This is a genomic window from Agromyces cucurbitae, assembly GCF_058349945.1.
Map to the genome: position 1 here is coordinate 386563 of NZ_JBYRES010000002.1, position 25295 is coordinate 411857.

23 protein-coding genes are annotated in these 25295 nt (G+C 74.0%); 12 read left to right on the forward strand and 11 right to left on the reverse strand.

Going from position 1 to position 25295, the window contains the following annotated elements:
- Positions 1-5: 5 nt before the first annotated feature.
- On the forward strand, positions 6-1040 hold the full coding sequence (locus AC3RJ6_RS08655; RefSeq protein WP_491426604.1) for an agmatine deiminase family protein: 1035 nt from the start codon (positions 6-8) through the stop codon (positions 1038-1040).
- The gene (locus AC3RJ6_RS08660) at positions 1037-2761 is read left to right on the forward strand and encodes an amidase (RefSeq protein WP_491426605.1); all 1725 of its coding nucleotides are present in this window, start codon (positions 1037-1039) and stop codon (positions 2759-2761) included. Before AC3RJ6_RS08655 ends, AC3RJ6_RS08660 begins: the two co-directional genes overlap by 4 nt.
- 77 nt (positions 2762-2838) lie before the next feature.
- On the opposite strand, the gene AC3RJ6_RS08665 is transcribed toward AC3RJ6_RS08660, so the two are convergent.
- From AC3RJ6_RS08665 to AC3RJ6_RS08675, 3 genes are all read right to left on the reverse strand, one after another.
- Positions 2839-4437, reverse strand: coding sequence for a molybdopterin-dependent oxidoreductase (locus AC3RJ6_RS08665; RefSeq protein WP_491426606.1), 1599 nt, complete (start codon positions 4435-4437; stop codon positions 2839-2841).
- A 112-nt stretch (positions 4438-4549) separates the two neighbouring features.
- The gene (locus tag AC3RJ6_RS08670; RefSeq protein ID WP_491426607.1) at positions 4550-5260 is read right to left on the reverse strand and encodes an alpha/beta hydrolase family protein; all 711 of its coding nucleotides are present in this window, start codon (positions 5258-5260) and stop codon (positions 4550-4552) included.
- Positions 5257-6462: a DUF2207 domain-containing protein gene (locus AC3RJ6_RS08675; RefSeq protein WP_491426608.1), complete on the reverse strand. Its 1206-nt coding sequence runs from the start codon at positions 6460-6462 to the stop codon at positions 5257-5259. The genes AC3RJ6_RS08670 and AC3RJ6_RS08675 overlap by 4 nt, the downstream gene beginning before the upstream one ends.
- Positions 6463-6565: 103 nt before the next feature.
- Here AC3RJ6_RS08675 and AC3RJ6_RS08680 point away from each other — a divergent pair, with 103 nt between their 5' ends.
- Positions 6566-6784: a hypothetical protein gene (locus AC3RJ6_RS08680; protein WP_491426609.1), complete on the forward strand. Its 219-nt coding sequence runs from the start codon at positions 6566-6568 to the stop codon at positions 6782-6784.
- Positions 6785-6791: 7 nt separating this feature from the next.
- On the opposite strand, the gene AC3RJ6_RS08685 is transcribed toward AC3RJ6_RS08680, so the two are convergent.
- From AC3RJ6_RS08685 to AC3RJ6_RS08695, 3 genes are all read right to left on the reverse strand, one after another.
- Positions 6792-9848, reverse strand: a complete 3057-nt coding sequence (locus AC3RJ6_RS08685; RefSeq protein ID WP_491426610.1) for an aminotransferase class III-fold pyridoxal phosphate-dependent enzyme — start codon at positions 9846-9848, stop codon at positions 6792-6794.
- Positions 9849-9982: 134 nt separating this feature from the next.
- Positions 9983-10261, reverse strand: a complete 279-nt coding sequence (locus AC3RJ6_RS08690) for a LuxR C-terminal-related transcriptional regulator (protein WP_491426611.1) — start codon at positions 10259-10261, stop codon at positions 9983-9985.
- Positions 10262-10489: 228 nt separating this feature from the next.
- Positions 10490-13162, reverse strand: a complete 2673-nt coding sequence (locus AC3RJ6_RS08695) for a helix-turn-helix transcriptional regulator (protein WP_491426612.1) — start codon at positions 13160-13162, stop codon at positions 10490-10492.
- Positions 13163-13247: 85 nt separating this feature from the next.
- Here AC3RJ6_RS08695 and AC3RJ6_RS08700 point away from each other — a divergent pair, with 85 nt between their 5' ends.
- Positions 13248-13583, forward strand: a complete 336-nt coding sequence (locus AC3RJ6_RS08700) for a DMT family transporter (RefSeq protein WP_491426614.1) — start codon at positions 13248-13250, stop codon at positions 13581-13583.
- Between the two features lie 42 nt (positions 13584-13625).
- Here AC3RJ6_RS08700 and AC3RJ6_RS08705 read toward each other — a convergent pair whose 3' ends face one another.
- Positions 13626-14663 carry an FUSC family protein gene (locus AC3RJ6_RS08705; protein ID WP_491426615.1) on the reverse strand — a complete coding sequence of 346 codons (1038 nt, stop codon included), beginning with the start codon at positions 14661-14663 and terminating at the stop codon, positions 13626-13628.
- Between the two features lie 59 nt (positions 14664-14722).
- Here AC3RJ6_RS08705 and AC3RJ6_RS08710 point away from each other — a divergent pair, with 59 nt between their 5' ends.
- The gene (locus AC3RJ6_RS08710) at positions 14723-15658 is read left to right on the forward strand and encodes a 5'-3' exonuclease (protein ID WP_491426616.1); all 936 of its coding nucleotides are present in this window, start codon (positions 14723-14725) and stop codon (positions 15656-15658) included.
- A 211-nt stretch (positions 15659-15869) separates the two neighbouring features.
- Here AC3RJ6_RS08710 and AC3RJ6_RS08715 read toward each other — a convergent pair whose 3' ends face one another.
- Entirely contained in the window at positions 15870-16280 is a 411-nt protein-coding gene (locus AC3RJ6_RS08715) for a hypothetical protein (RefSeq protein ID WP_491426617.1), read from the reverse strand.
- 70 nt (positions 16281-16350) lie between these two features.
- Between AC3RJ6_RS08715 and AC3RJ6_RS08720 the strand changes: the two genes are divergently transcribed.
- Complete coding sequence (locus tag AC3RJ6_RS08720) at positions 16351-17544, forward strand: fumarylacetoacetate hydrolase family protein (RefSeq protein WP_491426618.1); 1194 nt, start codon at positions 16351-16353, stop codon at positions 17542-17544.
- Between the two features lie 47 nt (positions 17545-17591).
- Here AC3RJ6_RS08720 and AC3RJ6_RS08725 read toward each other — a convergent pair whose 3' ends face one another.
- Positions 17592-18050, reverse strand: coding sequence for a hypothetical protein (locus AC3RJ6_RS08725; protein ID WP_491426619.1), 459 nt, complete (start codon positions 18048-18050; stop codon positions 17592-17594).
- Between the two features lie 238 nt (positions 18051-18288).
- On the opposite strand from AC3RJ6_RS08725, the gene AC3RJ6_RS08730 reads away from it, so the two are divergent.
- The 3 genes from AC3RJ6_RS08730 (at position 18289) to AC3RJ6_RS08740 (ending at position 21047) form a co-directional block, all read left to right on the forward strand.
- Positions 18289-18969: a response regulator transcription factor gene (locus tag AC3RJ6_RS08730; RefSeq protein ID WP_491426620.1), complete on the forward strand. Its 681-nt coding sequence runs from the start codon at positions 18289-18291 to the stop codon at positions 18967-18969.
- Complete coding sequence (locus AC3RJ6_RS08735; RefSeq protein ID WP_491426621.1) at positions 18966-20021, forward strand: sensor histidine kinase; 1056 nt, start codon at positions 18966-18968, stop codon at positions 20019-20021. Before AC3RJ6_RS08730 ends, AC3RJ6_RS08735 begins: the two co-directional genes overlap by 4 nt.
- Positions 20022-20084: 63 nt before the next feature.
- On the forward strand, positions 20085-21047 hold the full coding sequence (locus tag AC3RJ6_RS08740; RefSeq protein WP_491426623.1) for a GlxA family transcriptional regulator: 963 nt from the start codon (positions 20085-20087) through the stop codon (positions 21045-21047).
- 31 nt (positions 21048-21078) lie between these two features.
- Here the strand turns inward: AC3RJ6_RS08740 and AC3RJ6_RS08745 are convergent, their stop codons facing one another.
- On the reverse strand, positions 21079-21615 hold the full coding sequence (locus AC3RJ6_RS08745) for a GNAT family N-acetyltransferase (protein WP_491426624.1): 537 nt from the start codon (positions 21613-21615) through the stop codon (positions 21079-21081).
- A gap of 130 nt (positions 21616-21745) precedes the next feature.
- On the opposite strand from AC3RJ6_RS08745, the gene gap reads away from it, so the two are divergent.
- The 3 genes from gap to AC3RJ6_RS08760 all read left to right on the forward strand — a co-directional run bounded on the left by gap (position 21746) and on the right by AC3RJ6_RS08760 (position 24057).
- Positions 21746-22744 (forward strand): type I glyceraldehyde-3-phosphate dehydrogenase, encoded by a 999-nt coding sequence (gene gap, locus AC3RJ6_RS08750; RefSeq protein WP_491426626.1) that lies wholly within the window; start codon positions 21746-21748, stop codon positions 22742-22744.
- Positions 22745-22966: 222 nt separating this feature from the next.
- Positions 22967-23137, forward strand: a complete 171-nt coding sequence (locus tag AC3RJ6_RS08755) for a hypothetical protein (protein WP_491426628.1) — start codon at positions 22967-22969, stop codon at positions 23135-23137.
- 89 nt (positions 23138-23226) lie between these two features.
- Complete coding sequence (locus AC3RJ6_RS08760) at positions 23227-24057, forward strand: alpha/beta fold hydrolase (protein ID WP_491426629.1); 831 nt, start codon at positions 23227-23229, stop codon at positions 24055-24057.
- A gap of 36 nt (positions 24058-24093) precedes the next feature.
- On the opposite strand, the gene AC3RJ6_RS08765 is transcribed toward AC3RJ6_RS08760, so the two are convergent.
- Positions 24094-25140, reverse strand: a complete 1047-nt coding sequence (locus AC3RJ6_RS08765) for a DUF389 domain-containing protein (protein WP_491426630.1) — start codon at positions 25138-25140, stop codon at positions 24094-24096.
- Between the last annotated feature and the right edge of the window lie 155 nt (positions 25141-25295).

The following is a 25295-nucleotide window of genomic DNA, read 5'->3' on the forward strand; positions in this document are numbered from 1 at the left end:
CACGCATGGCCTGGCGCATGCCGAGTGAGACCGCACCGCACGAGCGCACCTGGATGGCGTTCCCCCGAGAGGGCTTCACCCTCGGAGAAGAGGCCGCCGAGCGCGAGAGCGGCTACGCCGCGTGGACGGCCGTCGCCCACGCCGTCGCCGAGTTCGAGCCCGTGACGATGGTCGTCGACCCGACCGAGATCGAGCGCGCGAAGCGCATGCTGTCGGGCGACATCGAGATCGTCGAGGCGCCCCTCGACGAGTTCTGGATGCGCGACTTCGGCCCCACCTTCGTCGTCGACGACGAGCGCCCCGGCGTGCTCGGCGCGGTCGACTGGACCTTCAACGGCTGGGGCGCCCCCGAGTGGGCCGAATGGCGCAAGTCGGCCGAGATCGCCCGCTTCATTGCCCCGCTCGTCGGCGCCGAGCTCGTGTCGAGCGTGCTCGTCAACGAGGGCGGCGGCATCCACGTCGACGGCGAGGGCACCGTGCTCGTCACCGAGACGGTGCAGCTCGACCCGCGCCGCAACCCCTACGCCGACAAGGCCCGCGTCGAGGCCGAGCTCGCGCGCACGATCGGCGCGACCAAGGTCGTCTGGCTGCCGCGCGGCCTCACCCGCGACTACGACGAGTTCGGCACGAACGGGCACGTCGACATCGTCGCGACGATCACCTCGCCCGGCACCCTGCTGCTGCACGCGCAGCAGAACCCCGAGCACCCCGACTTCGAGGTCTCGCGCGAGCTGCGCGCCGTGCTCGAGCAGGCCACGGATGCCGCGGGCCGGAGCTTCGAGATCGTCGACCTCCCCGCGCCCGCGACGCTGCGCGACGAGGAGGGCTTCGTCGACTACAGCTACGTCAACCACCTGGTCGTGAACGACGGCATCATCGCGTGCGGATTCGGCGAGGAGCAGGCGGATGCCGCGGCGCGCGAGATCCTCGAGGCCGCCTACCCCGGCCGGCGCGCCGTGACCGTCGACTCGCGCGACATCTTCGCCCGCGGCGGCGGCATCCACTGCATCACGCAGCAGCAGCCGGTGGTGGCCCGATGAGCGGCTTCGACGTCGTCGAGGCGCCGATCGCGCGCCTGCGCGCCGCGCTCGAGGCGGGCGAGACCACGGCCGTCGAGCTGCTCGAGGCGTACCTCGCGCGCATCGCGGCCTACGACGCGCCCGGCACCGAGACCGCGCTCAACGCGCTGGTCGTCATGAACCCGGATGCCGCGGCCGACGCCCGCGCCTCCGACGAGCGCCGCGCGCGCGGTGAGACGCTGGGGCCGCTCGACGGCATCCCGTACACGGCGAAGGACAGCTATCTCGCGAAGGGGCTCACCGCGGCGGCCGGCTCGCCCGCGTTCGAGCACCTCGTCGCGCAGCGCGACGCGTTCACGATCGAGCGGCTGCGGGCCGGCGGCGCCGTGCTCATCGGGCTCACGAACATGCCCCCGATGGCGAACGGCGGCATGCAGCGCGGCGTCTACGGCCGCGCCGAGAGCCCCTACAACGCCGAGTGGCTGACGAGCGCGTTCGGCTCGGGCTCGTCGAACGGCTCGGGCACCGCGACCGCCGCGTCGTTCGGTGCGTTCGGCCTCGGCGAGGAGACCTGGTCGAGCGGCCGCGCGCCGGCGTCGAACAACGCGCTGTGCGCGTACACGCCCTCGCGCGGCGTGATCTCGGTGCGCGGCAACTGGCCGCTCGTGCCGACGATGGACGTCGTCGTGCCGCACACCCGAACGATGGCCGACCTGTTCGAGCTGCTCGACGTGATCGTCGCCGACGACGCCGACACGCGCGGCGACTTCTGGCGCGCGCAGCCGTGGGTGCCGATCCCGGCCTCGTCGGAGGTACGGCCAGACTCGTACCCGGCGCTGTCGCCCGCCGATCGCCGTGCTGCGGAGTCGACGCTCAAGGGCAAGCGCATCGGCATCCCGTCGATGTACATCAACGCCGATCACGCCGCGGGCGAGGGCGACCACGTCGGCATCGGCGGGCCGACCGGCCGGCGCATCGAGACGCGGGCCTCGATCATCGCGCTCTGGGAGTCGGCGCGCCTCGACCTCGAGGCCGCGGGCGCCGAGGTCGTCGACGTGGCGTTCCCGGTCGTGTCGAACTACGAGGGCGATCGCCCGGGTGCGACCAACGTGAAGACGCGCGGCTTCGTGAGCGAGGCGTTCCTGAAGTCCGAGATCGTCGACCTCTCGGCGTGGGCGTGGGAGGACTTCCTCCAGGCCAACGGCGACCCGGCGCTCTCGACGCTGACGGGCGTCGACGGGGCGACGATCTTCCCGCAGCCGCCCGGCGCGCTGCCCGACCGTTACACCGGCTTCGACGACGACATCGCCGAGTACCCCGAGCAGGTGCGCGAGCACCCGTACGGCTCGTTCACCGAGATCCCGCACCTCGAGGAGGGCGTGCTCGGCCTCGAGAAGACCCGGCGCATCGACCTCGAGCAGTGGATGGACGGGCTCGGCCTCGACGCCGTCGTGTTCCCCGCGGTCGCCGACGTCGGCCCCGCCGACATGGACGTGAACGAGGCCTCGGCCGACCTCGGCTGGCGCAACGGCGTGTGGGTCGCGAACGGCAACCTCGTGCCCCGCCACCTCGGCATCCCGACCGTGACGGTGCCGATGGGCACCATGGCCGACATCGGCATGCCCGTGGGCCTCACGTTCGCCGGCCGCGCCTACGACGACACCGCGCTGCTCGCGCTCGCCGCCGCCTTCGAGGCGACCGGCTCGCGCCGCACGGTGCCGCCGCGCACGCCCCGGCTCTGACGACCCAGCTGGTTGAGGAGCGCGCGACCCCATCCCGCTGGTTGAGGAGCGCGCTACTCAACCAGCGGGTGGGGCCGTCAGCGCACGTCGACGGTGATCTCGTGCAGGCCGGTGGCACCGTCGGGGACGGGCGGGCGCTCCTCAGCGGTCTGCACCTCGCCGTCGGCGCCGGTGGCGCGGACCCGCAGCGTGTGGCTGCCGGGCGAGGCATCCGGCCATTGGAAACGCCACTGCACCCACGTGTCGTCGGAGATCGCGGTCGCCAGCTCAGCGGGGCGCCACGCGCCGTCGTCGACCTGCACCTCGACGCCGGCGATGCCGACGTGCTGGTGCCAGGCGACGCCCGCGACGACGACGGTGCCCGGGTCGACCGGCTGGCCGCGCCGCGGCACGTCGATGCGCGACGAGAGCTTGATGGGGCCGCGGTCGCTCCAGCCGCGGTCGGTCCAGTAGGCGCGGGCGCGGTCGAACCTCGTCACCTCGAGGTCGACGACCCACTTCGTCGCCGACACGTAGCCGTAGAGGCCCGGTACGACCATGCGCACCGGGAACCCGTGCTCGACGGGCAGCGGCTCGCCGTTCATGCCGACCGCGAGGATCGCGTCGCGGTCGTCCTGCAGTACCTCGATCGGCGTCGAGGCGGTGAATCCGTCGGAGCTGCGCGAGAGCACCATGTCGGCGTCGGCGTGCGGGCGCGCCCGCGCGAGCAGTTCGCGAATCGGGTGGCCGAGCCACACGGCGTTGCCGATGAGGTTTCCGCCCACCTCGTTCGAGACGCACGTGAGCGTCGTCACGCTCTCGGCGAGGGGCAGCGCGAGGAGCTCGTCCCACGTCAGCTCGAACTCGTGGTCGACCATGCCGTGCACGCGCAGCTTCCACTCGGCGGGGTCGATCGTCGGCACGGCGAGCGCCGTGTCGATGCGGTAGAACTGCGCGTTCGGAGTGACGACGGGGGCGAGTCCGTCGATGCCGAGCTCTGCGCCGGCGGGCACCGTCGCCGTCGTCGTGGGGGCGGGGAGGCGGATCGCCTCGCGCAGCGCGCTCACGGCGCGACCGCCGGCCTGGATCGCCGCGCCGCCGAGCGCGGCGAGCACGCCGACCAGGGCGGCACCGCCCGCCCAACCGAGGAAGGCGCGTCGGCTCGAGCCGGCGTCGCGGGTCGAGGAGCGCCCGACGGCGGAGGACGCGTCTCGCAACCCGTCGCCCGCCGGTTGCGGGACGTCGCTGCGCTCCTCCTCAGACCGCTCCACCCGTCGCACGAGCACGCGCAACGCGAGCATCGCCGCGCCGCCGGCGACGAGCGACGGCACCACGGCGAGCATCGGCGCGTTGGCGCGGGTCGCCGCGGCGACGGCGCCCACGACTCCGAAGACCGCGAACACGACCATGCCCCACGGCGGTCGCCGTGCCTCGAGCACCCCCGCCCCGCACGCCGCCGCGAGCAGCACGAGCACGATGCCCGACACGAGCGCGATCTTGTCGGCGGTGCCGAAGAGGGCGATCGCCGCATCCTTCGCCCACGGCGGCGCGAAGTCGATGAGCGCCGACCCGATGACGACGACCGGCCCCGACTCGGGTGCGACCACGGCCGCGACGAGCTCGCCGAGCCCGGCGCCGAAGAGCGCGGCCGCCGCGCCCGCGAGGGCGGGCCGCCACCAGGTGCGCGAGCTCGTCATGGCCACAGCGTACGCTCAGGCCGTCGCACGGCGCCCGACGTTCGGCGCGGCGTTCACGAACCGTAAGAACCCGCCGCCGCGCCACGCGTTCGTGCGGCGTCGATCCGCTGCGCTACCCGACCGCCGGAAGGGGATGCGCCCGCACGAACGCCGCGGCCGGCACGGCGAGCGATGCCCCGATCTCGGCCGCGGGCCGCTTGGCGCCCTTGACCTCGAACGAGTGGTTGGCGTTCTCGATCCAGTCGACGACGGCGTTCTCGCCGACCCGTTCGGCCACCGCGTCGAGCTGCTCGTTCGGAATGGCGAACGGGTCGTTGCGCCCCTGCAGGAACAGCATCGGCACGGTGATGCCGGGCAGGTGCTCGTCGCGCGGCTTGTCGGCCTTGCCCGGCGCGTGCAGCGGGTATCCGAGGAACACGAGCCCCGCGGCATCCATGCCCTCGGCGACGGCCATCGAGGCCATGCGCCCGCCGAACGACTTGCCCGCCGCCCAGAGCGGCTCGTCGGCGTGGCCGGCCTCGGCGGCGCGCTCGGCGGCGACGCCCATGACGGTGCGCCACGCCGCGATCGCGGCGGGCGGCCGGTCGGGAAAGCGGCGCCCCGCCTCGCGGTAGGCGAAGTTGAAGCGCAGGGTCGCGAATCCGTCGGCGTTGAGCGCCCGGGTGAAGCCCGACATGAACGGATGCTCCATGCCGGCGCCCGCACCGTGGGCGACGACGACCGTGGCCTCCGCGGCACCGCCGGCCGGGCGGGCGTAGACCGCCGACACCGGGGTGCCGTCGAGGTCGATCGTGATGCCCTGCTCGAGGTCGGTGAACGTCATGATCCGAGCCCTTCGAAGATGCCGCCGATGCCGTCGATCACGGCGCCTGCGCCATCGACGAGGTCGCCGACCGCGGAGGTGAGCTCGAGCACGCCGCCGGCCGCGTCGATCGCCGACGCGATGTCGAGCGTCGCGCCGGCGAGATCGCCGATCGTGTCCAGGTTCGTGTGCGCGAGTGCGTCGGCCTCGAGGCGCAGCTTCGCGAGCCACTCGCGCTCGAGCCCGAACAGTACGGCGTAAGGGAGCAGCCGCTCGTGCAGGTGGAAGCGTTCGACCTGGGCGGCGGTCGCGGTGTCGGAGACGGGCGCCGCAGCGAGGCCGGCCGTGCCGGCTGCGGTCGTACCGGCCCCTGCCGTACCGGCCGCACCCGTGCCGGCCGCACCCGTGCCGGCCGCGGCCGCCGACGCTCCGGGCACTGCAGCCCCGGTGCGCAGCTCGGCGCCGCTCGGCGACTGCAGCACGCGCAGCCGGTCGGCCTCGGCGACCTCGAGGTACCGGCGCAGGCCGGCGAGGTGCTCGCGGTGCGGTCGCGACGCCGGCAGGAACCGACGCCACGACGCTGGCGTCACGAAGATCGTCGCGATCGTCACCGTGAGTGCGACGAGCGTGCCGAAGAACGCCGGCCAGTCGCCGGCGATGAGGGTGAACACGAGCAGCAGCGCCTCGACGAGCATGCCGAGGTAGGCGAGCACCGTGAGGGTCGTGCCGGGCCAGCTCACGCGGCGGTCGGCGACGAGCCCCTCGCGGGCGAGCTGCATCTCGGTGAAGAGCAGCAGCGTCTTCAGTCGCCCCGCGAGCGCACGGCGGTCGGCCGAGAAACGGCGCAGGCGCGCGCCCGTGTGCTCTGGGCCGAACAGCGCCTCGAGCAGCGCGGTCTCGGCTGTGGTGAGTCGCGCGCTGTCGACGAGCTCGACCCCGATCGGCTCGCGAGAGCGGCGGGCGGAGGAGCCGGGGGCGCGGTCGTCGCCGCCGGCGACGAGCCGGACCTTGCGCTTGACCGCGAGGTCGATGAGTGCGGCCGCGCCGGCGCGCCGGTCGGCGTCGACGAGCACGGCGTCGCGGAGCACCGTCGACCCGCGCTCGGGCGCGTACTGCACGACCGGGGCCGTCACCGGTTGCGCGGCGAACGCGCGCGCGACGAGCCCGAGCATCAGGATGAGGCAGGCGGGCACGATCGCGAGGAGGACGACGGCGGTCAGCACGCGCCCAGTCTAGGGATCGGCGACGGTCGCCGTCGGGTGCGTCTCCCCGCGACGCGCGGGACCGCTGCGGCGGATGTCGGAGGCCCGGCGTACCTTGGCTGCCATGACGAAGCAGCTGCAGACCGAAGCCCCGCGCGAGGTGCTCGACGAGCCGTGCCCCCGGTGCGGTTCGGGTGCCGTGCGCGCGATCGTCTACGGCCCGCTCGACCTCGCGGTCGAGGCCGAGTCGGTCGACCCGTTCCTCTCCGACGACGCACCGATCTTCGACTGCCGCGACTGCGGCTTCGAGTGGGGCCTCGCCGTGCGCGACCTGCTCGCCTGAGCTTCGCCTACCACCCCTCGCCGAGCACCCGGTCGAGCATCTCGACGAAGAACTCCGCCGACTCGGGCTCGACGACGAGCGGCGGCTTCGTCTTGAGCACGTTCTGGTGGTCGCCCGTCGGCTGCATGACCACGCCGAGCTCGAGCAGTCGGTCGCAGATCGCGCGGGTCTCGGCGGTCGCCGGTTCGAGCGTCTCGCGGTCGCGCACGAACTCGACCCCGAGGTAGAGCCCGAGGCCGTGCACGGCGCCGATGAGCGGATGCCGCTCGGCGAGCTCCTCGAGCATGCCCTTGAGGTATGCACCGGTCGACGCGGCGTTCTGCTGCAGCCCCATCTGCTCGTAGGCGTCGAGCACCGTGAGCCCCGCGATCGACGACGCCGGACTGCCGCCCGTCGACGAGAAGAAGTACCCCTGCGTGCGGAACCGCGCCGCGATCTCGCGCGTCGTGATGACCGCGCCGAGCGGGTAGCCGTTGCCCATGGCCTTCGCGACGGCGACGACGTCGGGCACGACGCCCTGCTGCTCGAAGCCCCAGAACCACTCGCCGAGACGGCCGTAGCCGGCCTGCACCTCGTCGGCGATCGCGAGCCCGCCGGTCTCGCGCACGGCGGCGTACACCTCGGCGAGGTAGCCGTCGGGCAGGGGGATGCCTCCGGCGTTGCCGTAGAAGGTCTCCGCGATGAACGCGGCCGGAGGTCGGCCCGACGCGGCGAGCTCGCGGATGCGGGCGGCGGCCTCGGGCGCGTAGCGCGAGGCATCCGCACCCTGGTATCTGCCGCGGAAGGAGTTCGGCGCCTCGACGGCGTGCACCCAGTCGGGGCGCGTCTCGAGCGCATTGGGGTTGTCGGCCGTCGAGGTCGAGACGGCGTCGGAGCCGTAGGTCCAGCCGTGGTAGGCCTCGAGCACGCTCACGACGTCGCGCCGGCCCGTGGCCGCGAGGGCGACGCGGATGGCGAGGTCGGTCGCCTCGGAGCCCGAGTTCACGAGGAAGACGGTGTCGAGCGGGTCGGGCAGGAGCCCCGCGAGGCGCTCGGAGAACTCGACGACCGCCTCGTAGTTGAAGCGCGAGTTCGTGTTGAGCCGGCGCAGCTGCCGGTGCACCGCGTCGGCGAGGCCGAGGTGCCCGTGCCCGAGCGGCGTGACGTTGTTGACCATGTCGAGGTAGACGCGCGCGTCGGTGTCGGCGAGGTGCTCGCGCCAGCCCCGCTCGATCTCGGGCGGCTCGTCGTAGTAGTGCTCCTGCACCTCGGCGAACGCGGCGTTGCGCCGCTCGATCAAGGAGCTCCCGTCGGTCGAGTAGGCGCGCAGCGCCGTATCGAGACCACGGGCGCCGACACCCTCGCCCAGCCCCAGCATCGGCGCCGGGTCGAGCGTCACCGCGAGCCATCCGGCCGCGTACTCGGGCCGCACGAGGTGCGGGGCGTCGGACCGACCGAGCCGCACTCGGATGCGCGTGCGCGCCGGTACGACCCAGTCGCCGTCGGCGTCCTGCGTCGCGCCGTCGACGACGAGGTGCTCGGAGGCCTCGAGCCGTTGCGGCTCGGCGTACCAGACGTCGACCCCGAGCGGCACGGTCGCGGGCGACACGGGCGAGAGCGTGCGGCTCGCCGTCAGCCGGGGCGTGCCGCGCTCGAGCCAGGCCGCGGGGGCCCCGGCGTCGAGCGCCTCGACCGCGAGCCGCGCCTCGAGCGCCTCGCCGTCGAGCCACGCGCCGCCGTCGACCGCCTCGGCGGCCACCGACACGTCGAGGCGCACGGGCCCGCCCGCGGGTTGCGCCCCGCCCGCCGTCTGCGCCATTTCTGACGGTTCCGCGCCACGAGAAGTGGCGCGCTCGGCGTCGACGTGGCGCAGCGGTGAGGCGAGTGCGCCGGGAGGCGAGGCGAGTGCGGCCCCGCCGGCGCCGGCGTGCCCGGTCGGCGCCACGCCGAGCGCGTCGGCGATCAGGGCCGTCATCACGTCGGCCGGCACCGAGGTCGCCTGCTCGAAGATGCGCCACTCGCGGTCGAGCGCCGAGCGCGCGTACTCGTTCGCGTCGCCGTCGAGCTGCACCTGGTGCTCGCCGCTCACGACGAGCACGGCGCCGCGCAGCACGACGAGCGGCCAGAGCGCGGCGATCTCGGCCGCGACGAGCGGACGCAGTGCGTGGAACGCGCGCACGGCCGGCAGCACCGAGACGGGTTCGGCGCCGGCATGGTGGAGCACCGACGAGATCGTGATCGCGAGCTCGGAGACGGCCCAGCTGCGGGTGACGTCGCCGAAGTCGATCATGCCGTCGGGCAGGCGCCGCCCGCCGTCGGTACGGCACACGACGTTGTCGTCGGTGAGATCGAGGTGCACCGCCTGCTGCGGCAGCTCGTCGGCGAGTGCGGCGACGGTGCGCCACGCGTCGCGGGCGGCGTCGGTCACGAGCGCGCGCCGGTGCGGGTCGGGGTGGTGCGGGGCGAGCAGCTCGACCACGCGGTCGGCGAAGCGCGGGTCCCACTGCAGCACCCGGTCGAGCCCGGCGTGCTCGAGGTCGGCGAGCGCGAGGCTCGCCGTCGCCGCGAGCTCGCCCATGCGGGCGACCACCGCGGGCGCGAGGTAGCCGTCGCCCGTCAGCGTGCCGCCGTCGAGGAACTCGAGCAGCCGGATCGCGAGCGGCCCCTCGCTCGTGTCGGCGACGACGGAACGCTGACGCCCGTCGGCGCCCGTCGTCGTGGTCGCGACGCGCACGCGGCCGGCGGCGGCGATGCGCTCGGCCGCGGCATCCTGCGCGGCGAGCTCGGCCGCGGTGAAGGCGGGGTTCGTGATCTTCACGACGCCGACGGGGGCGGTGCCCGCGCCGCGCGCGACGGCGGCGCTGAGCGCGACGCCCGCGCCGAGGACGGGGACGGCGTCGGGGACGACGTCGGCCGCGGCATCCCACGCGAGGAAGTTCTGGTCCTGCTGGCTGCCGAGCGGTTCGAGGTCGACCTCGAGCCCCCACTCGGCGGCGAGGATCGCGCGCACCTCGTCGACCGGCAGCGCCGGCGCCGGCAGCTCGCCGACCGAGAAGAAGTCGAATCCGGTCGGTGCTGCGGTCATCGTCGGCCCTCTCGTGCGGCTGGTTCGCGCCGCCCGCACTCGCAGGATGAGCCGGCCGGCACGCTCGTATCCGAGGGTACCGGCCGGATCATCCTGTCAGCGCGGCCGGCCGGGGCCGTGGCGGCCGCCGCGTGCTACGCCGCCGCGCGAGCCCACACCACCGCCGCGATGACGCGTCGGTTCTCGTCGGCGCAGCGCAGCAGGCCGAGCTTCGAGAAGATCGAGCGCACGTGCGATTCGACGGTGCGCTCCGACAGGTAGAGGGCCGCCGCGATCGCGGCGTTCGAGGCGCCGCACGCGAGGGATCGCAGCACGGCGAGCTCACCGGCGGTGAGCGAGGCGAGGTCGGGTACGCGGGCGTCGATCCAGTCGAAGCCCGCACCGGTGGTGTCGGGGGCGAGTAGCTGCCGCATGGCGCACTCCTTCGGGGTGCGGCAACCCTCGGCGAGGCGCGACCGTCGGGCAACGGTCGTACGGGGAGCCGGCTCGTCGAGGTGCTCGCCGACAAGGGTACGGATGCCTCTCGCCGGCGCAGTACGTAGTCGGGTACGTAAATCTCGGGGACGGGTCGGCACTTGCCCGGGTCGACGGCGTCGGGCCCGACTCGGCCGGGCCGACGGTGCCGGCGACGGGCGCAGCGGTCAGCCCCGGTCGGCGAGTCCGCGCAGCTGCGCGCGTCCCTCGACGCCGAGCTTCGCGTAGATGCGGTGCGCGTGGGCCTCGACCGTGCGTGTCGAGAGGCCGAGGCGCACGGCGATCTCGCGATCCGAGTCCCCGCGGGCGATGAGTGCGGCGATCTCGACCTCGCGCTCGCTGAGGTCGGGGCCGAGGCTCGCGCGCGCGACGGCGATGGTGTGCAGGCGCCCGGTCGTCGCCTCGATGCCGCGCACCCGCAGCTTCGAGGCCGCCGCGCGACCGCCGCGGCCGGCGGCGGCCCAGTGCACGGCGGCCTGGGCGGCGGCGTCGGTCGCGGCGATCAGGTCGCCGTCGGCCTCGAACTCCCGCGAGAGTGCGTCGAGTGCGGCGGCGTCGCCGCGGTCCCACGCATCGGCGTGCCGCGGGGCGAGCCGGGCCCTCGGCCCGTCGACGCGGTCGACGAACTCCCTGATGCGGTCGCCGACCCCGTGGGCCCCGTGCCGGATCGCGTCGTGCAGCGCGCGCAGCGCCAGCCCCGCGGCATCCTGTGCGAGTGCGAGGTCCGCCGCGGCGATCGCACCGGCGGCGGCCTCGGCGACCCGCCCGGCGGATGCGTCGACGAGCGCCGCGACCCGCTCGAACTGCGGTCGGCGGTACCGGAACGCCGGCAGCCACTCGTCACGTGCCCGGTCGAGCGAGCGCCGGGCGCGCCCGAGGTCGCCGGCGAGGGCGGCCGCCTCGGCGAGGTCGGTGAGGTTGAGGGGCGACCAGCCGGTGTGGTCGTCCCCGCCGATCGAGGCCTCTGCCGACAGGAGGGTCGTCATGGCGTCGGTGATTCGGCCGCTCCGTACCAGCACTCGGCCGGTCAGGTTGAGCAGCCGGCCGTTGAACGGGGGCGGGGCCTCGCGGTCGGCGGCGAGCACCCGCTCGGCGAGCTCGGCGGCCTCCCGCATCCGGCCCGCCAGGTGCAGGGCGAGCAGGTGGGCGTCGAGCAGCACCATGCGCAGCACGGCGGCGTCGTATCCGCCGCGCGCGGCCGCGTATCCGGGCTCGGCGACCGCCTCGATGCCGTCGCTCCGGCCCGCGCAACCGAGGGCGGTCACCCGGGCGATGGTCGCGAAGCCCGTCGCCCGGTCGGAGCGCCCGGGGTGGGCGAGCGCAGCGTCGGCCAGCTCCTGCGCGCGAGCCGGATGCGCCTGGAAGGCGTGCAGCCACGCGAGCATCGCCGCGAGCTCGGCCCGGTCGCCGTCGTCGGTCGCGGCGGTGTGTGCGGCTTCGGTGCGGGCGACCGCGCCTTCGGGATCACCCACCACGAAGTACCGGTTGCCGGCGTCGACGATGAGTGCGTCGACGGGCGGATGCGGCTCGGCCAGCATGGGCTCGAGCAGGGCGGATGCCTCGTCGCTGCGGCTCCGCAGCGACAGCGCATACGCGGCGAGCGCGCTCGCGGCTTCGGGGCCCCCGTGCTCGGCGGATGCGGTGGCGAGCCGGGCGGTGAGGTCGAGGTCGAGGCGGGCGAACGCCGTCGCCGCCGCTTGGAGGAGGACGCCGGCATCGGCGGGGTCGTCGGCACGGGACGCGGCCGGCCCGTCGGCCTGCAGGCTGAGCAGCGCCCGCGACACGATGTCGACGTCGACCCCCGTGCGCGCGACCGCATCGAGGATGCGCCCGCGGAGTCGCCGGGCGCGCAGCGGCCCCATCGCCGCGCGGCGGGCCTCGGCGAAGAGCGGGTGGGCCGAGCGCAGCGTGATCAGGTCGCCGGGCGCGTCGATCGCCGCCGCGATGACGCCCCGCGCCTCGAGGTCGTCGAGCAGGCGGACGTCGGCCTCGGGGACGGCCTCGATGATCGCCGCGAGCGGGAACGGCTCGAGCAGCGATACCGCGTCGAGCACCTCGAGGGACGTGTCGTCGAGGCCGATGAGGGTCTGTTCGATGAGCGCCTCGAGCTCCGACGGCAGCGGGCTCGCGGGGTCGGGCACGAACGGCGGCCGCGAGTCGGGGTCGTCGTCGGGCCCCGAGGTCGCGTCGTCGTCGTCGGCGTCGAGCCCGTCGCGCCAGTCCTTCGCGATGTGGGTGATGTACAGCGGGTTGCCCCGGCTGCGTTCCCACAGCCGGTGGGCCGCGACCGCCTCGAGCGGCCGCTCGAGGATCGCCGAGGCGAGCCGGCCGGTACCGGCCTCGTCGAGCGGCGTCACTTCGAGCCGTTCGACCACGTCCTCCTTCCACAGGTCGACGACGACGTCGGGCAGGGGCGCCGGCGAGCGCGCGGTGAGCACGAGTGCCGTGTTCGGTCGTCGGGCGAGGGTCTGCACGAGCAGGGCCGACATCGGGTCGAGCGCATGCGCATCGTCGACGAAGACGGCCGTCGGCCGGTCGCCCGGACTGATCTCGGCGGCGATGCGTGCGAGCAGGTCGAGGGTCTCGCCGCCGTCGCGGGCGAACGCGGCGAATGCGCCGAACGGCTGGTGCTGCGCCGTGCGACTCGCCGTCGCCCACACCGCGCCGAGCCGGTGCCGTCGCACGACGCGGTAGAGCTCGCGGGCGAGCCGGGTCTTGCCGACCCCCGGCGCGCCGACGAACAGCGCCCCGCGGCGCCCTCCCGCCGCGGGTGGTTCGACGAGCCGCCGCGCCACCCGCGCCAACTCGTGATCGCGCCCGACGATGGGCCAACCGTCCACGGGTTCATCATGCTCCTCGGCCGGGTGCGCGCGGTAGTGCGACGGGCGGTCGGGCGCGCCTCGTCGCGCATGCGAGCATGGCTGCATGGCGTGGGTCTACCTGGCGCTCGCGATCGGCTTCGAGGTCGCGGCGACGAGCTTCATCGGCAAGACCGAGGGGTTCACGAAGCTCTGGTGGACGGTCGGCGTGCTCGCCGGCTATGGCATCTCGTTCGCGATGCTGGCCCAGGCGGTGCGCGAACTCGAGATCGGCGTCGTCTACGCGATCTGGTCGGGCGTCGGCACCGCGGCGATCGTCGCGATCGGCGTGATCTTCCTCGGCGAGAGCCTCACCGTGCCGAAGCTGCTCGGCATCGGCCTCATCATCGCCGGCGTCATCGTGCTCAACGTGTTCGCGGGGCAGTCGGCCGCGCACGGGTAGCCCGCGTGACCTGGGCCGTGGTCTCGATACGGCGCTGCGCGCCTACTCGACCGACGGTGCGAGCAGCTCGCCGCGGATGCGGCGCAGGTCCTCCATGAGCGAGCCGATGAGGATCCAGTGCCCCGATCGGGGCGGCGCGACGACGAGCGGTGCGGTGAGCGCCGGGATCGCCGAGGTCATCGGCTCGGGGTCGACGTCGGCGAGGTGCACCGCGAGGCGCACGTCGTGCGCGGCGCGGCGCAGCTGCTCGGCGATCGCCTGCACGGTCGGCTCCTCGGCGAGCGACGGGTCGTAGTGGTCGAACGTCGCCCGGGTCATGCCGATCACCTGGGTGACGATCGGGCTCAGCCGTTCGATGAGCGCGCGCATCTCGGTGAGGTCGGTGCGGTGCGCCGAGCGCCGGGGGTTCAGGGTGAGCGACTCCTCGCCGGCGGTGATCGCCGCGTCCGCGGCATCCCGCATCGGTCGCATGAGGCGGGCCTCGAGCATCAGCTGCTGCATCTGCGGGGCCGATTGCGGCGTCTCGAGGGCGTGGGCGAGGCGGTCGAGGGATGCCGCGAGCTCGCCGCCGAGCAACGCGAGGTCGCGGCGGGCGGGGGCCACGGCGACGGGCGGCACGACGGCCACGTTGACGACGATGCCGATCGCCGCGCCGATGAGCGTCTCGATCACCCGGTCGAACGCGTACTCGGGCGACGACGACCCGAGCGCGAGCACGAGCATCGCGCTGATCGCGACCTGGTTCGAGGTGCCGGGGGTCATCTTGAGCGCCCACGCGACGAGCATGGCGACGACGATCGCGACGAGGATGATCCAGCTGTTCTGCCCGACCGTGAGCGAGATCGCGGTCGCGATGAGCACGCCGAGGATGACGCCGACCGAGCGCTCGACGGCCTTGCCGAACGACTGGTTGACGCTCGGCTGCACGACGAGCAGGGCCGCGATCGCCGCGAACACCGGCAGCTGGCCGGGGATCAACCAGCCGGCGACCAGCCACGCCGCGATCGTCGCGACCGACGCCTTCGCGACCTGCAGCAGCGGCGGGCGCTTCGCGGCGCGGAGCGTGGAGCTGATCCCCATGGGTTCCATTCTGGCTGTGCCGGCGACGAGCCGGGGGAGGTCCGTGCCATGATCGCGGTGTGGCCGACCGACTGATGCTCCTCGACACCGCTTCGCTCTACTTCCGTGCGTTCTACGGTGTGCCCGACTCGATCAGGCGGGCCGACGGCACTCCGGTGAATGCCGTGCGCGGGCTGCTCGACATGATCGCGCGGCTCTCCGTCGACTTCGAGGCGACCGAGCTCATCGCCTGCTGGGACGACGACTGGCGGCCCGCCTGGCGCGTCGAGCTCATTCCGACCTACAAGGCGCACCGCGTCGAGCGCGCTGTGCCCGGCGGGGTCGACGTCGAGGAGACGCCGCCGGGGCTCGTCGCGCAGATCCCGCTCATCCGCGAGGTGCTCGGCCTCATCGGGGTGCCGATCGTGGGCGCCGCCGAGCACGAGGCCGACGACGTCATCGGCACGCTCGCCACGGGTGCCGGCCGGCCCGTCGACATCGTCACGGGCGATCGCGACCTCTTCCAGCTCGTCGACGACGCGGCATCCGTTCGCGTCATCAACACGGCGCGCGGCATGTCGAAGCTCGAGATCGTGACCGACGCGGTCGTGGTCGGCAAGTACGGGGTGCTGCCCGAGCAGTACGCCGACTTCGCGACGCTGCGCGGCGACAACTCCGACGGGCTGCCGGGCGTCGCGGGCGTGGGGGAGAAGACCGCGGCGGGGCTCATCCAGCAGTACGTCGACCTCGACGGCATCGTCGCGGCCGCGGCCGACCCGTCGGTGAAGATGGCGGCCGGCGTGCGCACGAAGCTCGTGGCCGCCGCCGACTACCTCGCCGTCGCACCGACGGTCGTCGAGGTCGTGCGCGACCTCGACCTGCCCGAGGTCGATGCGCGCCTGCGCCCGGTCACGGGCGAGCGGCGCGCCGAGCTCGGGCGCCTCGCCGACGAGTGGAACCTCGGCGGCTCGGTTCCGCGCGTGCTCGCGGCGCTCGACGCGACCTCCGCTCGTTGAGGAGCGTCACCCCTCCGGTGGTCGAGTAGCGAGCGACGCAGGAGCACGCGTATCGAGAACCGGTGAGCCGCACCCGGGCCACCGGGTCTCGGGGCGTGGGGAATCTCCCCGCAGAAATGCTCTGCAACTCTGCTCCACCACCGATTCTCCGGAGAGATACTCCCGCCCGACGAGGAACGATGGGAGGGGGAGGCATCTGCGAACGGCGTCGCTACTCGGCCGCCGGGGAGGCGTTCACGCCGACCGGGGGTGCCTCGGGCGCGAGCCAGTAGCCGGGCGCCGGCAGGTCGATGCCCGCGGACGCGAGCCAGATCACGACGAACGCGTAGCCGGCGACGAGCACCGCGAGCCCGCCGAGCACGAACGCCGTGCGCACCGTCCACGAGACGCGCACGCCCGCCCGCCGATACCGCGGCATCGACATCCCGGCGACCCAGATCGCCGCACAGCCGAAGCCGACGGTCCACACGCAGCGCAGCGCCTGCCCCTCGAGGGGCGCGAACAGGGCGATGACGAGGGCACCCGCGCCCAGCAGCAGTCCGGTCCATGCGAAGAAGCGGGCGAAGCCGATGCCGCCGACGCTGTCCTCGCCGGTCCACCACGGTCGGTCGGGGTCGCTCATGCTCCGATCGTACGGGCGCGCGGCGGCTGACGCGGGTGCGGCGAGCCCCCGATGCTGGGATGCTCGAACCGTGACCGACGGAGCGAACCAGCACCCCACCGCCGATGCCGCCGCGATGCTGCCGGCCGACGGCACGGCCGGCACGCTCGCCGGCCGCGTCTTCGATCCCGCCGCGGGCGGCCCGAGCGTCGTCGCGATCCGCGAGGCCGGCGTCGTCGACGTGAGCCGGCGATTCGCCACGATGCGTGCGCTCACCGAGCTGCCCGACCCGGCCGCCGCCCTCGCCGCGGCCGAGGGCCCCGTGCTCGGCACGCTCGCCGAGATCGTCGCGAACACGCCCGACGACGTGCGCGACCCGGGCCGGCCGTGGCTGCTCTCGCCGATCGACCTGCACGTCGTGAAGGCGGCCGGGGTGACGTTCCCGGTGTCGATGATCGAGCGCATCATCGAGGAGCGGGCCCTCGGGGCCGTCGACTCCGCGGCCGACGTGCGCGACGAGGTGCTCGCGACCATCGGCGGGTCGCTCGACGACCTCGTGCCCGGTTCGGCCGAGGCATCCGCCCTCAAGCGGCTGCTCATCGAGCAGGGCCTCTGGAGCCAGTACCTCGAGGTCGGAATCGGCCCCGACGCCGAGGTCTTCACGAAGGCTCCGGTGCTCTCGACGGTCGGCTCGGGCGCCGACGTCGGCGTGCTCTCGACGTCGGTCTGGAACAACCCCGAGCCCGAGCTCGTGCTCGTCGTCGCCTCCGACGGCCGGATCGTCGGCGCGACGCTCGGCAACGACGTGAACCTGCGCGACATCGAGGGCCGCTCGGCGCTGCTGCTCGGCAAGGCGAAGGACAACAATGCGTCGGCGGCGGTCGGCCCGTTCATCCGCCTCTTCGATGCCGGGTACGGCCTCGACGACGTGCGGCGCGCGGTCGTCACGCTGACGGTCGCCGGCGCCGACGGGTTCCGCCTCGAGGCGTCGAGCCCGCTCGAGCGCATCAGCCGCGACCCGGCCGACCTCGTCGCCCAGACGGTGGGTGCGCACCACAGCTATCCCGACGGGTTCGTGCTCTACCTCGGCACGCTCTTCGCGCCGATCCAGGATCGTGACGAGGCCGGCCACGGCTTCACGCACAAGCTCGACGACGTCGTCACGATCCGCGAGCCGAGGCTCGGCGCGCTCGTCAACCGGGTGCGCCACGCCGAGACGGTGGCGCCGTGGACCCTCGGCATCGACGAGCTCTACCGCGGCCTCGCCCGGCGCGGGCTGCTCTGAGCCCACGCCGGCGCGAGGCGAGGCGTGGCGGGCGAGGCGGTGCCACGTCAGCCGTGCAGCGGGATCACCGGGCAGGTGAACGACTTGACGACGCCGAGGTCGACGGCGGCGCCCGCGTCGAGCGCGGTCATGAGCTCGGCGTCGGAGTCGAGCACGCCGTCGCCGTCGGCATCGCCGACCTCGAGGGCCGCGGCGTAGCCGCCGGGGAATCCGAGCGCGTGCACCATCCAGCGCCCGCCGTTGAAGTCGCGGTCGCCGGGAGCGGCCGTCGCGACGTTCGGCTGGGCGCCGCCGAAGTCGTAGATGACGTCGAACGAGTGCGCCGGCGCGCCCGTGCCCGACAGGTCGTTCGGGGTCGCCACGGTGCGGTACTGCGCGCCGTCGACGTAGAAGGCGGCGCCGGTGACGCCGCCGGAGCCCGCCGCGTTCGCGGCCGTCGGCACGAGGGCGAGGGCGAGCGCGGCGGCGCCGGCGCTCGCGAACAGGATGCGGGTTCGTCGGGACATGGTGGTTCCTCTCCGCCGGAGCGGGTCCGGCCGGTCGACCGGCCCGTCGTGAGCCGCCGGGCCGCGCGGTCGCTTCCGCGGCCGCACCGCCAGTCCAGCCCGTGCGGTGCGCGAACACCATGACGTGGCCCTTACCTTCCCCTTACGAGGTCGTGACGCGCCTTACGAGGTGCTGACGGATGCGTCGAGCCCGGGCCCCATGGGTCCGATGCGCGTCGCCCGGCTCTACGCTGGCCTCGTGGCACGCGTGCTGGTGGTCGACGACGACGCCACCGTCGCTGACGTGGTGGTGGCCTATCTCGAGCGCGCCGGCTTCGCCGTCGACCGGGCGTCCGACGGGCCGAGCGGGCTCGCCGTCGCCGACCGGTCGGGGCCCGACGCGGTCGTGCTCGACCTCATGCTGCCCGGTGTCGACGGGCTCGAGGTGTGCCGCCGGCTGCGCGTCTCGCATCCGGGTGTGCCGGTGCTCATGCTCACGGCGCGCGGCGAGGAGGACGACCGGGTGCTGGGCCTCGAGGCCGGGGCCGACGACTACATCGTGAAGCCGTTCAGCCCGCGCGAGCTCGTGCTGCGGGTGCAGGCGGTGCTGCGCCGGACCGGCACGGGCGATCGGGTGCCGACCGTGCTCGAGAGCGACGGCATCGGGCTCGACCCCGTCGCCCACCGGGCCTGGCGCGACGGCCGCGAGCTGTCGCTCACCGTGCGCGAGTTCGGGCTGCTGCAGTGGTTCCTCGGGCATCCCGGGGCGGTCGTCGACCGGGAGTCGCTGCTCCGCGAGGTGTGGGGGTGGGAGGTCGGCGACCTGTCGACCGTCACGGTGCACGTGCGACGGCTGCGGGAGAAGATCGAGGACGACCCGGCCCGCCCGCGACGCCTCGTGACGGTCTTCGGCGTCGGCTACCGATGGGACGGCGCATGACGGCCGCCGCGCTCCCCGCCGACCCGCTGCCGTCGCTCGCCGTCGCCGCGCTCGTCGCGACCGCGATCGGCCTCATCGGCGCCCTCGTCGTACTCGCGGTGGCGCGGCGCCGCCCGGCGCTCGCCGCCGTGCTCGGTCCGCTCGCGGTGGTCGCCGCGCTCGCCGGCGGGGTCGCGACGAGCGTGCAGACCATGCTGCTGCCCGACGCGGCCGTGTCGGCCGTGTTGTGGCTCATCGTCGCGGCGGTGCCCGCTGCGCTGGCCGTCGGCCTGGTCTCCGCGGTGCGCACGCACCGCCTCGGCGAGGAGCGGGCGGCCGCCGTCGCCGCCCGCGAACGGGATGCCGCGGCCGAGGCCCGGCGGCGCGAGGGCATCGCGTGGATCTCGCACGACCTGCGCACCCCGCTCGCGGCCGTGCGCGCGCTCGCCGAGGCCGGGGAGGACGGCGTGACCCCGCCGGACGACGCGCTGCGCGGCATCCTCGCCGAGAACGCCCGCATGAGCGCCATGGTCGACGACCTGCTCGCGTACTCGCGGCTGCACGCGCCGGGCATCGGCATCGAGCGTTCGCCGACCGATGTCGGCGACGTCGCCTCCGACGTGCTCGCGTCGACCGCGCCGCTCGCCGAGGCCGCATCGGTGGGGTTGAGCGGCGATGCCCGGGGCGACGTGGTCGTCGCCGCCGACGCCGGCGGGCTCGCACGGGCGGTCGAGAACCTCGTCGTCAACGCGATCAGGCACACCCCGGCGGGCGGAGCGGTCGAGGTGCACGTCGAGCGCGTCGGGTCCGCGATCGAGATCTCGGTGCGCGACGGCTGCGGCGGCATCCCCGATGCCGACCTCGCGCGGGTGTTCGAGCCCGGCTGGCGCGGCACCGCCGCCCGCACGCCCGGCCAGTCCGAGGCCGACGCCGCACCGGGCGGCGGCGCCGGCATGGGCCTCTCGATCGTGCGGCGCATCGCCGAGCTGCACGACGGGTCGGTCGCCGTCGCCAACGACGGCGGCGGCTGCCGCTTCACGATGCGCATCCCCGCCGCGGCATCACCGCGCTGAGCCGTCGGCGTCGCAGCCGGCACCGGATGGCACGCTGCTTGCGATCCGTGGCATCCTTGCCAGATGAGTTCTCCGTCCCGTCGCAACCACCGTGTCGCCGTGCTCGTGCTCGAGGGGGCGAAGCCGCTGGACGTCGGCATTCCCGCCCAGGTGTTCTCCACGCGCGCGAGCATGCCGTACGAGGTGCGCGTCTGCGGTGCGGCGCCCGGGCTCGTGACGGGCGGCGACGGTCTCTCGTACCACGTGGCCGACGGGCTCGAGGCGCTCGAGTGGGCCGAGACGGTCTTCATCCCCGGCTACCGGCACCCCGATCGCGACGACCCTCCGGCAGCGGTCGTCGACGCGCTGCGGGCCGCGCATGCGCGCGGCGCCCGGCTCGCCGCGATCTCGACGGGGGCGTTCGCGCTCGCCGCGACCGGGCTGCTCGACGGGCGCCGCGCCACGACGCACTGGCACTACACGCAGGTGCTCGCGGCGAGGCATCCGCTCATCGATGTCGACTCGAACGTGCTCTTCGTCGACGAGGGCCAGGTGCTCACGAGCGCCGGCGCCGCGAGCGGGCTCGACCTCTGCCTGCACCTCGTGCGCCGCGACCACGGCGTCGGCGTCTCGAACCACGCCGCGCGGCGACTCGTGGCGGCGCCCTACCGATCGGGCGGCCAGGCGCAGTACGTGCCGCGCAGCCTGCCGCCCGAGCTCGGGCCGGTGTTCGCCGCGACCCGCGAGTGGGCGCTGCGGCGCCTCGACGAACCGCTGACCCTCGGCGACCTCGCCCGCCACGCCAACGTGTCGCCGCGTACCTTCTCACGTCGATTCGTCGAGGACACCGGCTACACGCCCATGCAGTGGGTGCTGCGCGCGAGGGTCGACATGGCCCGCGAGCTGCTCGAGCGCAGCGACCTCGGCGTCGAGCAGATCGCGTCGCGCGCCGGGCTCGGCACGGGCGCGAACCTGCGGCTGCACTTCAAGCGCATCCTCGGCACGTCGCCGAGCGACTACCGCGAGACCTTCGCGCGGGGCGAGTAGACCGGCGAGCACGCGGGGCCGACGGACGCACCTACAGGTCGAGCACGCTCCAGACGATCTCGCCGAGCTCGTCGCCCGTCGAGTGGTCGCGTCGGAACCCGAGCTTGTCGAGCACCCGGAACGACGGGGCGTTCCACGCGCGCACGGTCGACCAGAGCCGTTCGCGGCCGGTCTCGCGGGCCGCGTCGACCACGGCGGCCGCCGCCTCGGTCGCATAGCCGTGCCCGTGCGCGCTGCGCAGCAGCTCGTACGCGAGCTCGGGTTCGTCGATCGTCGACCGGCCGACGACGAGTCCGCAGTAGCCGAGGAACTCGTCGCTGCCGTGCCGCCGCAGGGTGAGGCAGTGGATGCCTCGCCCGGGCGCGTTCTCACGGGCGCCGGTGACCTCGGCCCGCGCTTCGTCGAGGCTCAGCAGTGCGTCGCGCCGCACCGGATCGCCCTCGCGCTCGGCCCGGGCCTCCTCGCGTTCCTGCACGAGCGACCGGTAGCCCGAGGCATCCCACTCGTCCCACAGCCGCAGGCTGAGGCGTTCGGTTTCGCGGGCGTCGGCGAGCGGGGCGTAGGGCATGCGTTCAGGCTATCGGGCAGCCCGGCGGGGTTGGCGAGATTCTTATGAGCACTGTCCGGCTTGCCACTCGTGCTCACGGCCTCCGAGGCGCAGAGTGGAACCATCGCGGACTGAAAGGACCCACCCCGCAATGACCACCCGCATCGCCATCAACGGTTTCGGACGTATCGGCCGCAACGTCGTGCGCGCCCTCGTCGAGCGCGGCGCCGACCTCGAGCTCGTCGCCGTCAACGACCTCACCGACCCGGCCGCCCTCGCCCGACTGCTCAAGTACGACAGCACCGCGGGCCGCTTCGGCTACCCCGTCGAGGTCGACGGCGATGTGCTCGTGATCGACGGCCGCCGCGTGAAGGTGCTCGCCGAGCGCGACCCCGCGAAGCTGCCGTGGGGCGAGCTGAACGTCGACGTCGTGCTCGAGTCGACCGGCCGCTTCACCGACGCCGAGGCCGCCAAGGCGCACCTCGCCGCCGGCGCGAAGAAGGTGCTCGTCTCGGCCCCGTCGAAGGGCGCCGACGTCACCCTCGCCTACGGCGTCAACACCGAGGCCTACGACGCCGAGCTGCACACGATCGTCTCGAACGCGTCGTGCACCACGAACGCCCTCGCGCCGCTCGCGAAGGTGCTCGACGACCTGGCCGGCATCGAGCACGGCTTCATGACGACCATCCACGCGTACACGCAGGACCAGAACCTGCAGGACGCCCCGCACTCCGACGCCCGCCGCGCCCGCGCCGCCGCCGTCAACATCGTGCCGTCGTCGACCGGCGCCGCGAAGGCGATCGGCCTCGTGCTGCCGAAGCTCGACGGCAAGCTCAACGGCGACTCGATGCGCGTGCCCGTGCCGGTCGGCTCGATCGTCGAGCTCAACACGACCGTCTCGAAGGACGTCACCCGCGACGAGGTGCTCGCCGCCTACAAGGCCGCGGCCGAGGGCCCCCTCAAGGGCGTGCTCGAGTTCTCCGACGAGGCGCTCGTCTCGAGCGACATCGTCGGCAACCCGCACTCGTCGATCTTCGACGCCGAGCTCACCCGCGTCGACGGCCGCCACATCAAGGTCGTCGCCTGGTACGACAACGAGTGGGGCTTCTCGAACCGCGTGATCGACTCGCTCACCCTGCTCGCGGGCTAGTACCGCGCAGACCCCGCCGCCGCTCGATGCGCGGACTGCGGCGCACCCCTGCCCCGCGCCGCAGGAACGGGCCCGCCTCCTCGGAGGCGGGCCCGTTCGCGTGTCCGCTCGTCCGCGATCGATTGCGGGCGGCGGCCGACGGGCGTAGCTTCGGCGGCGACCCGACCGCTCGAGCGGAGGTCCGCCATGGACGTAGTGTTCTGGGTCGTCATCGGGTTCGCCGTGCTCCTCGTCGTGGTGATGATCGTGCGTTCGATCGGGCTCCGAAGGCAGTCGCCCTCCGAAGATCCCGTGGCAGAGCGTGTCGAGCTCGAACGACGCAATCGCGAACACCGACTCGCGCGCGAGCGCGAGGGTTCCGGACCGGACGTCGGCGGCGCGGGCATGGGCTGACGCCGCAGGCGCCGGAGCAGGCGCCGGCGCGCCGACCGGCGTCGTCGCCGTCGAGCGTCGTGCCGCGCTCGTCGGCTATCGTCGGGCGGGTGCAGACCTTCACCGCGCGCGACGGACGCGAGATCGCCTTCCACCTGATCGGGCCGTCGAACGAGGATGCCGCAGCCGTCGTCGTCCCCGGCGGACCGTGCCGCGGCGCCGAGTACCTCGAAGACCTCGCGGGCGCCGCCGACGCCGCCGGGCGCACGCTCGCCGTGCTGCATCCGCGCGGCACGCCGAGCACGGGAGGGCTCTCTCGTGGCTGGTGGACCGACGCCGACGACCTCGTCGACCTCGCCGACCACCTCGGCCTCGCCGCGGCCGACGTCGTCGCCCACTCGGCCGGCACACGGCTCGCGCTCGCCGCGTGGGCGCGAACCCCCGAGCGCGTGCGCCGGCTCGCACTCGTCACGCCGGCCGCGGCCTGGTTCACCGAGGTGCCGCGCGACGGCGTCGAGATCGGCCGCCGCCGGAACGACCCGCTCATCGATCGCGCGCTCGAGTCGCTCACCGGCCCCGAGCCGCGCGACCAGGCCGAGTTCGAGCTGGCCCGCGAGCTCGAGGGGCCGGCCGGCTACGCCCGCTGGACCGAGCGTGAGCAGCAGCATGCCGCGGTCGGCGGGTGGTCGCTCGCCGCGCTCGAGGCGTACTTCACCGACATCCCCGACGACGCCGTCGAGCGCATTCGCCGCGCGCCCGCGCGGCCGGCCCTCGTGATCGCCGGCGACGACGACATCCTCGTCGGGGTGCGCACGGTCGAGGCGTACGCCGAGGCCATCGGCGCCGACCTCGCGTGGCTCGAGGCGTGCGGGCATTACCCGTGGGTCGAGCAGCCCGACGCGTTCCGCGCGGTGCTCGGCGGGTGGCTCGCCTCGCGCTGAGCTCGTCGTTCGCGGCGGGAATGCTGCGGTGACGCCTCAGCCGCCGACGACGACGCGCGTCGTCGGCACCCATTCGACCGCGACGGTCGAGGGGTCGATGCCGTCGGCCTCGAGCGACGTGCGCAGCGACGAGACCTCGGGCATCGCGTCGCCCCCGGTCACCCGCACGACGTAGCCCGGCGACTCCGTCGCGATGTCGATGACCTCGAGATCCTCGGCGTCGGCCCACGACCTCGCGACGGTGTCGACGTCGGACGACTCGGTCGTCGTCGTGACCGTGCGGTAGGTCGTGATGCCGAGCGGAATCGCGATGAGCACGAGCAGCACGGCGATCGTGATGTGCGAGCGGCGACGGTTCACGGTCGCGAGCGGCCGCAGCGTGCCGGTCGCCGTCGTGATCGGAGTCGCCTCGCCGACCGCGAACGACCCCCACCGCTGCACGTGGTAGAACGCCATCACGACCACGCCGGTGGCGAGGATCGCCGCGACGTTCGCGACGAAGAGCAGCAGCGAGCCGATCGACGCGGCGTAGTCGGCCGATTCGGCGGCGACGCCGACCACGACGAGCGGCGGCACGAGCGAGATCGCGATCGCGACGCCCGGCAGCGTGTCGGAGATGTCCTTGCGCACGAGCGCGATCGAGGCGACCGCGCCGGTCGCGAGCGCACCGAACAGGCTCATGAGGTCGGGCGTCGCGCGCTCGGCGATCTGCGGGTTCGTCGCCGCCGTCTGGGGAACGATGACGAGCAGCCCCACGAGGTAGCCGATCGCGATCGCCGCGACGGCGCCGGCGATCATGGTGAAGAGCGACCGGCCGAAGTTGACGCGTTCGCCGAGCACGGTCGCGAGCATCGTGCCCTGGATGGGCAGCATCATGGGCGCGACGATCATGGCGCCGATGACGGTCGCGGTCGAGTCGCCGACGACGCCGCTCGCCGCGATGGCCGACGAGAGCACGAGCAGGATCCAGAAGCGGCGCACGCGCTGCACGCGACCCGGCTCGTCGAAGAACACCGCGTCGCGCATGTCCTCGATCGTGTTGAGCGCGTCGGAGGGCGGCGGCGGGTACACGGGCTCGGCCATCGGATTCCCCCTTCGCAACGGCTCAGGGAGAGCGTACGACCGGGCCGCGGCGAATCGCGGGACCGACGCGACCGGCCGCGCGGCGTGGGTCGGAGCATCCTGCCGCGGTCGCCCGGGAACGGGAACGGGCCCGCCTCCTCGAGGAGGCGGGCCCG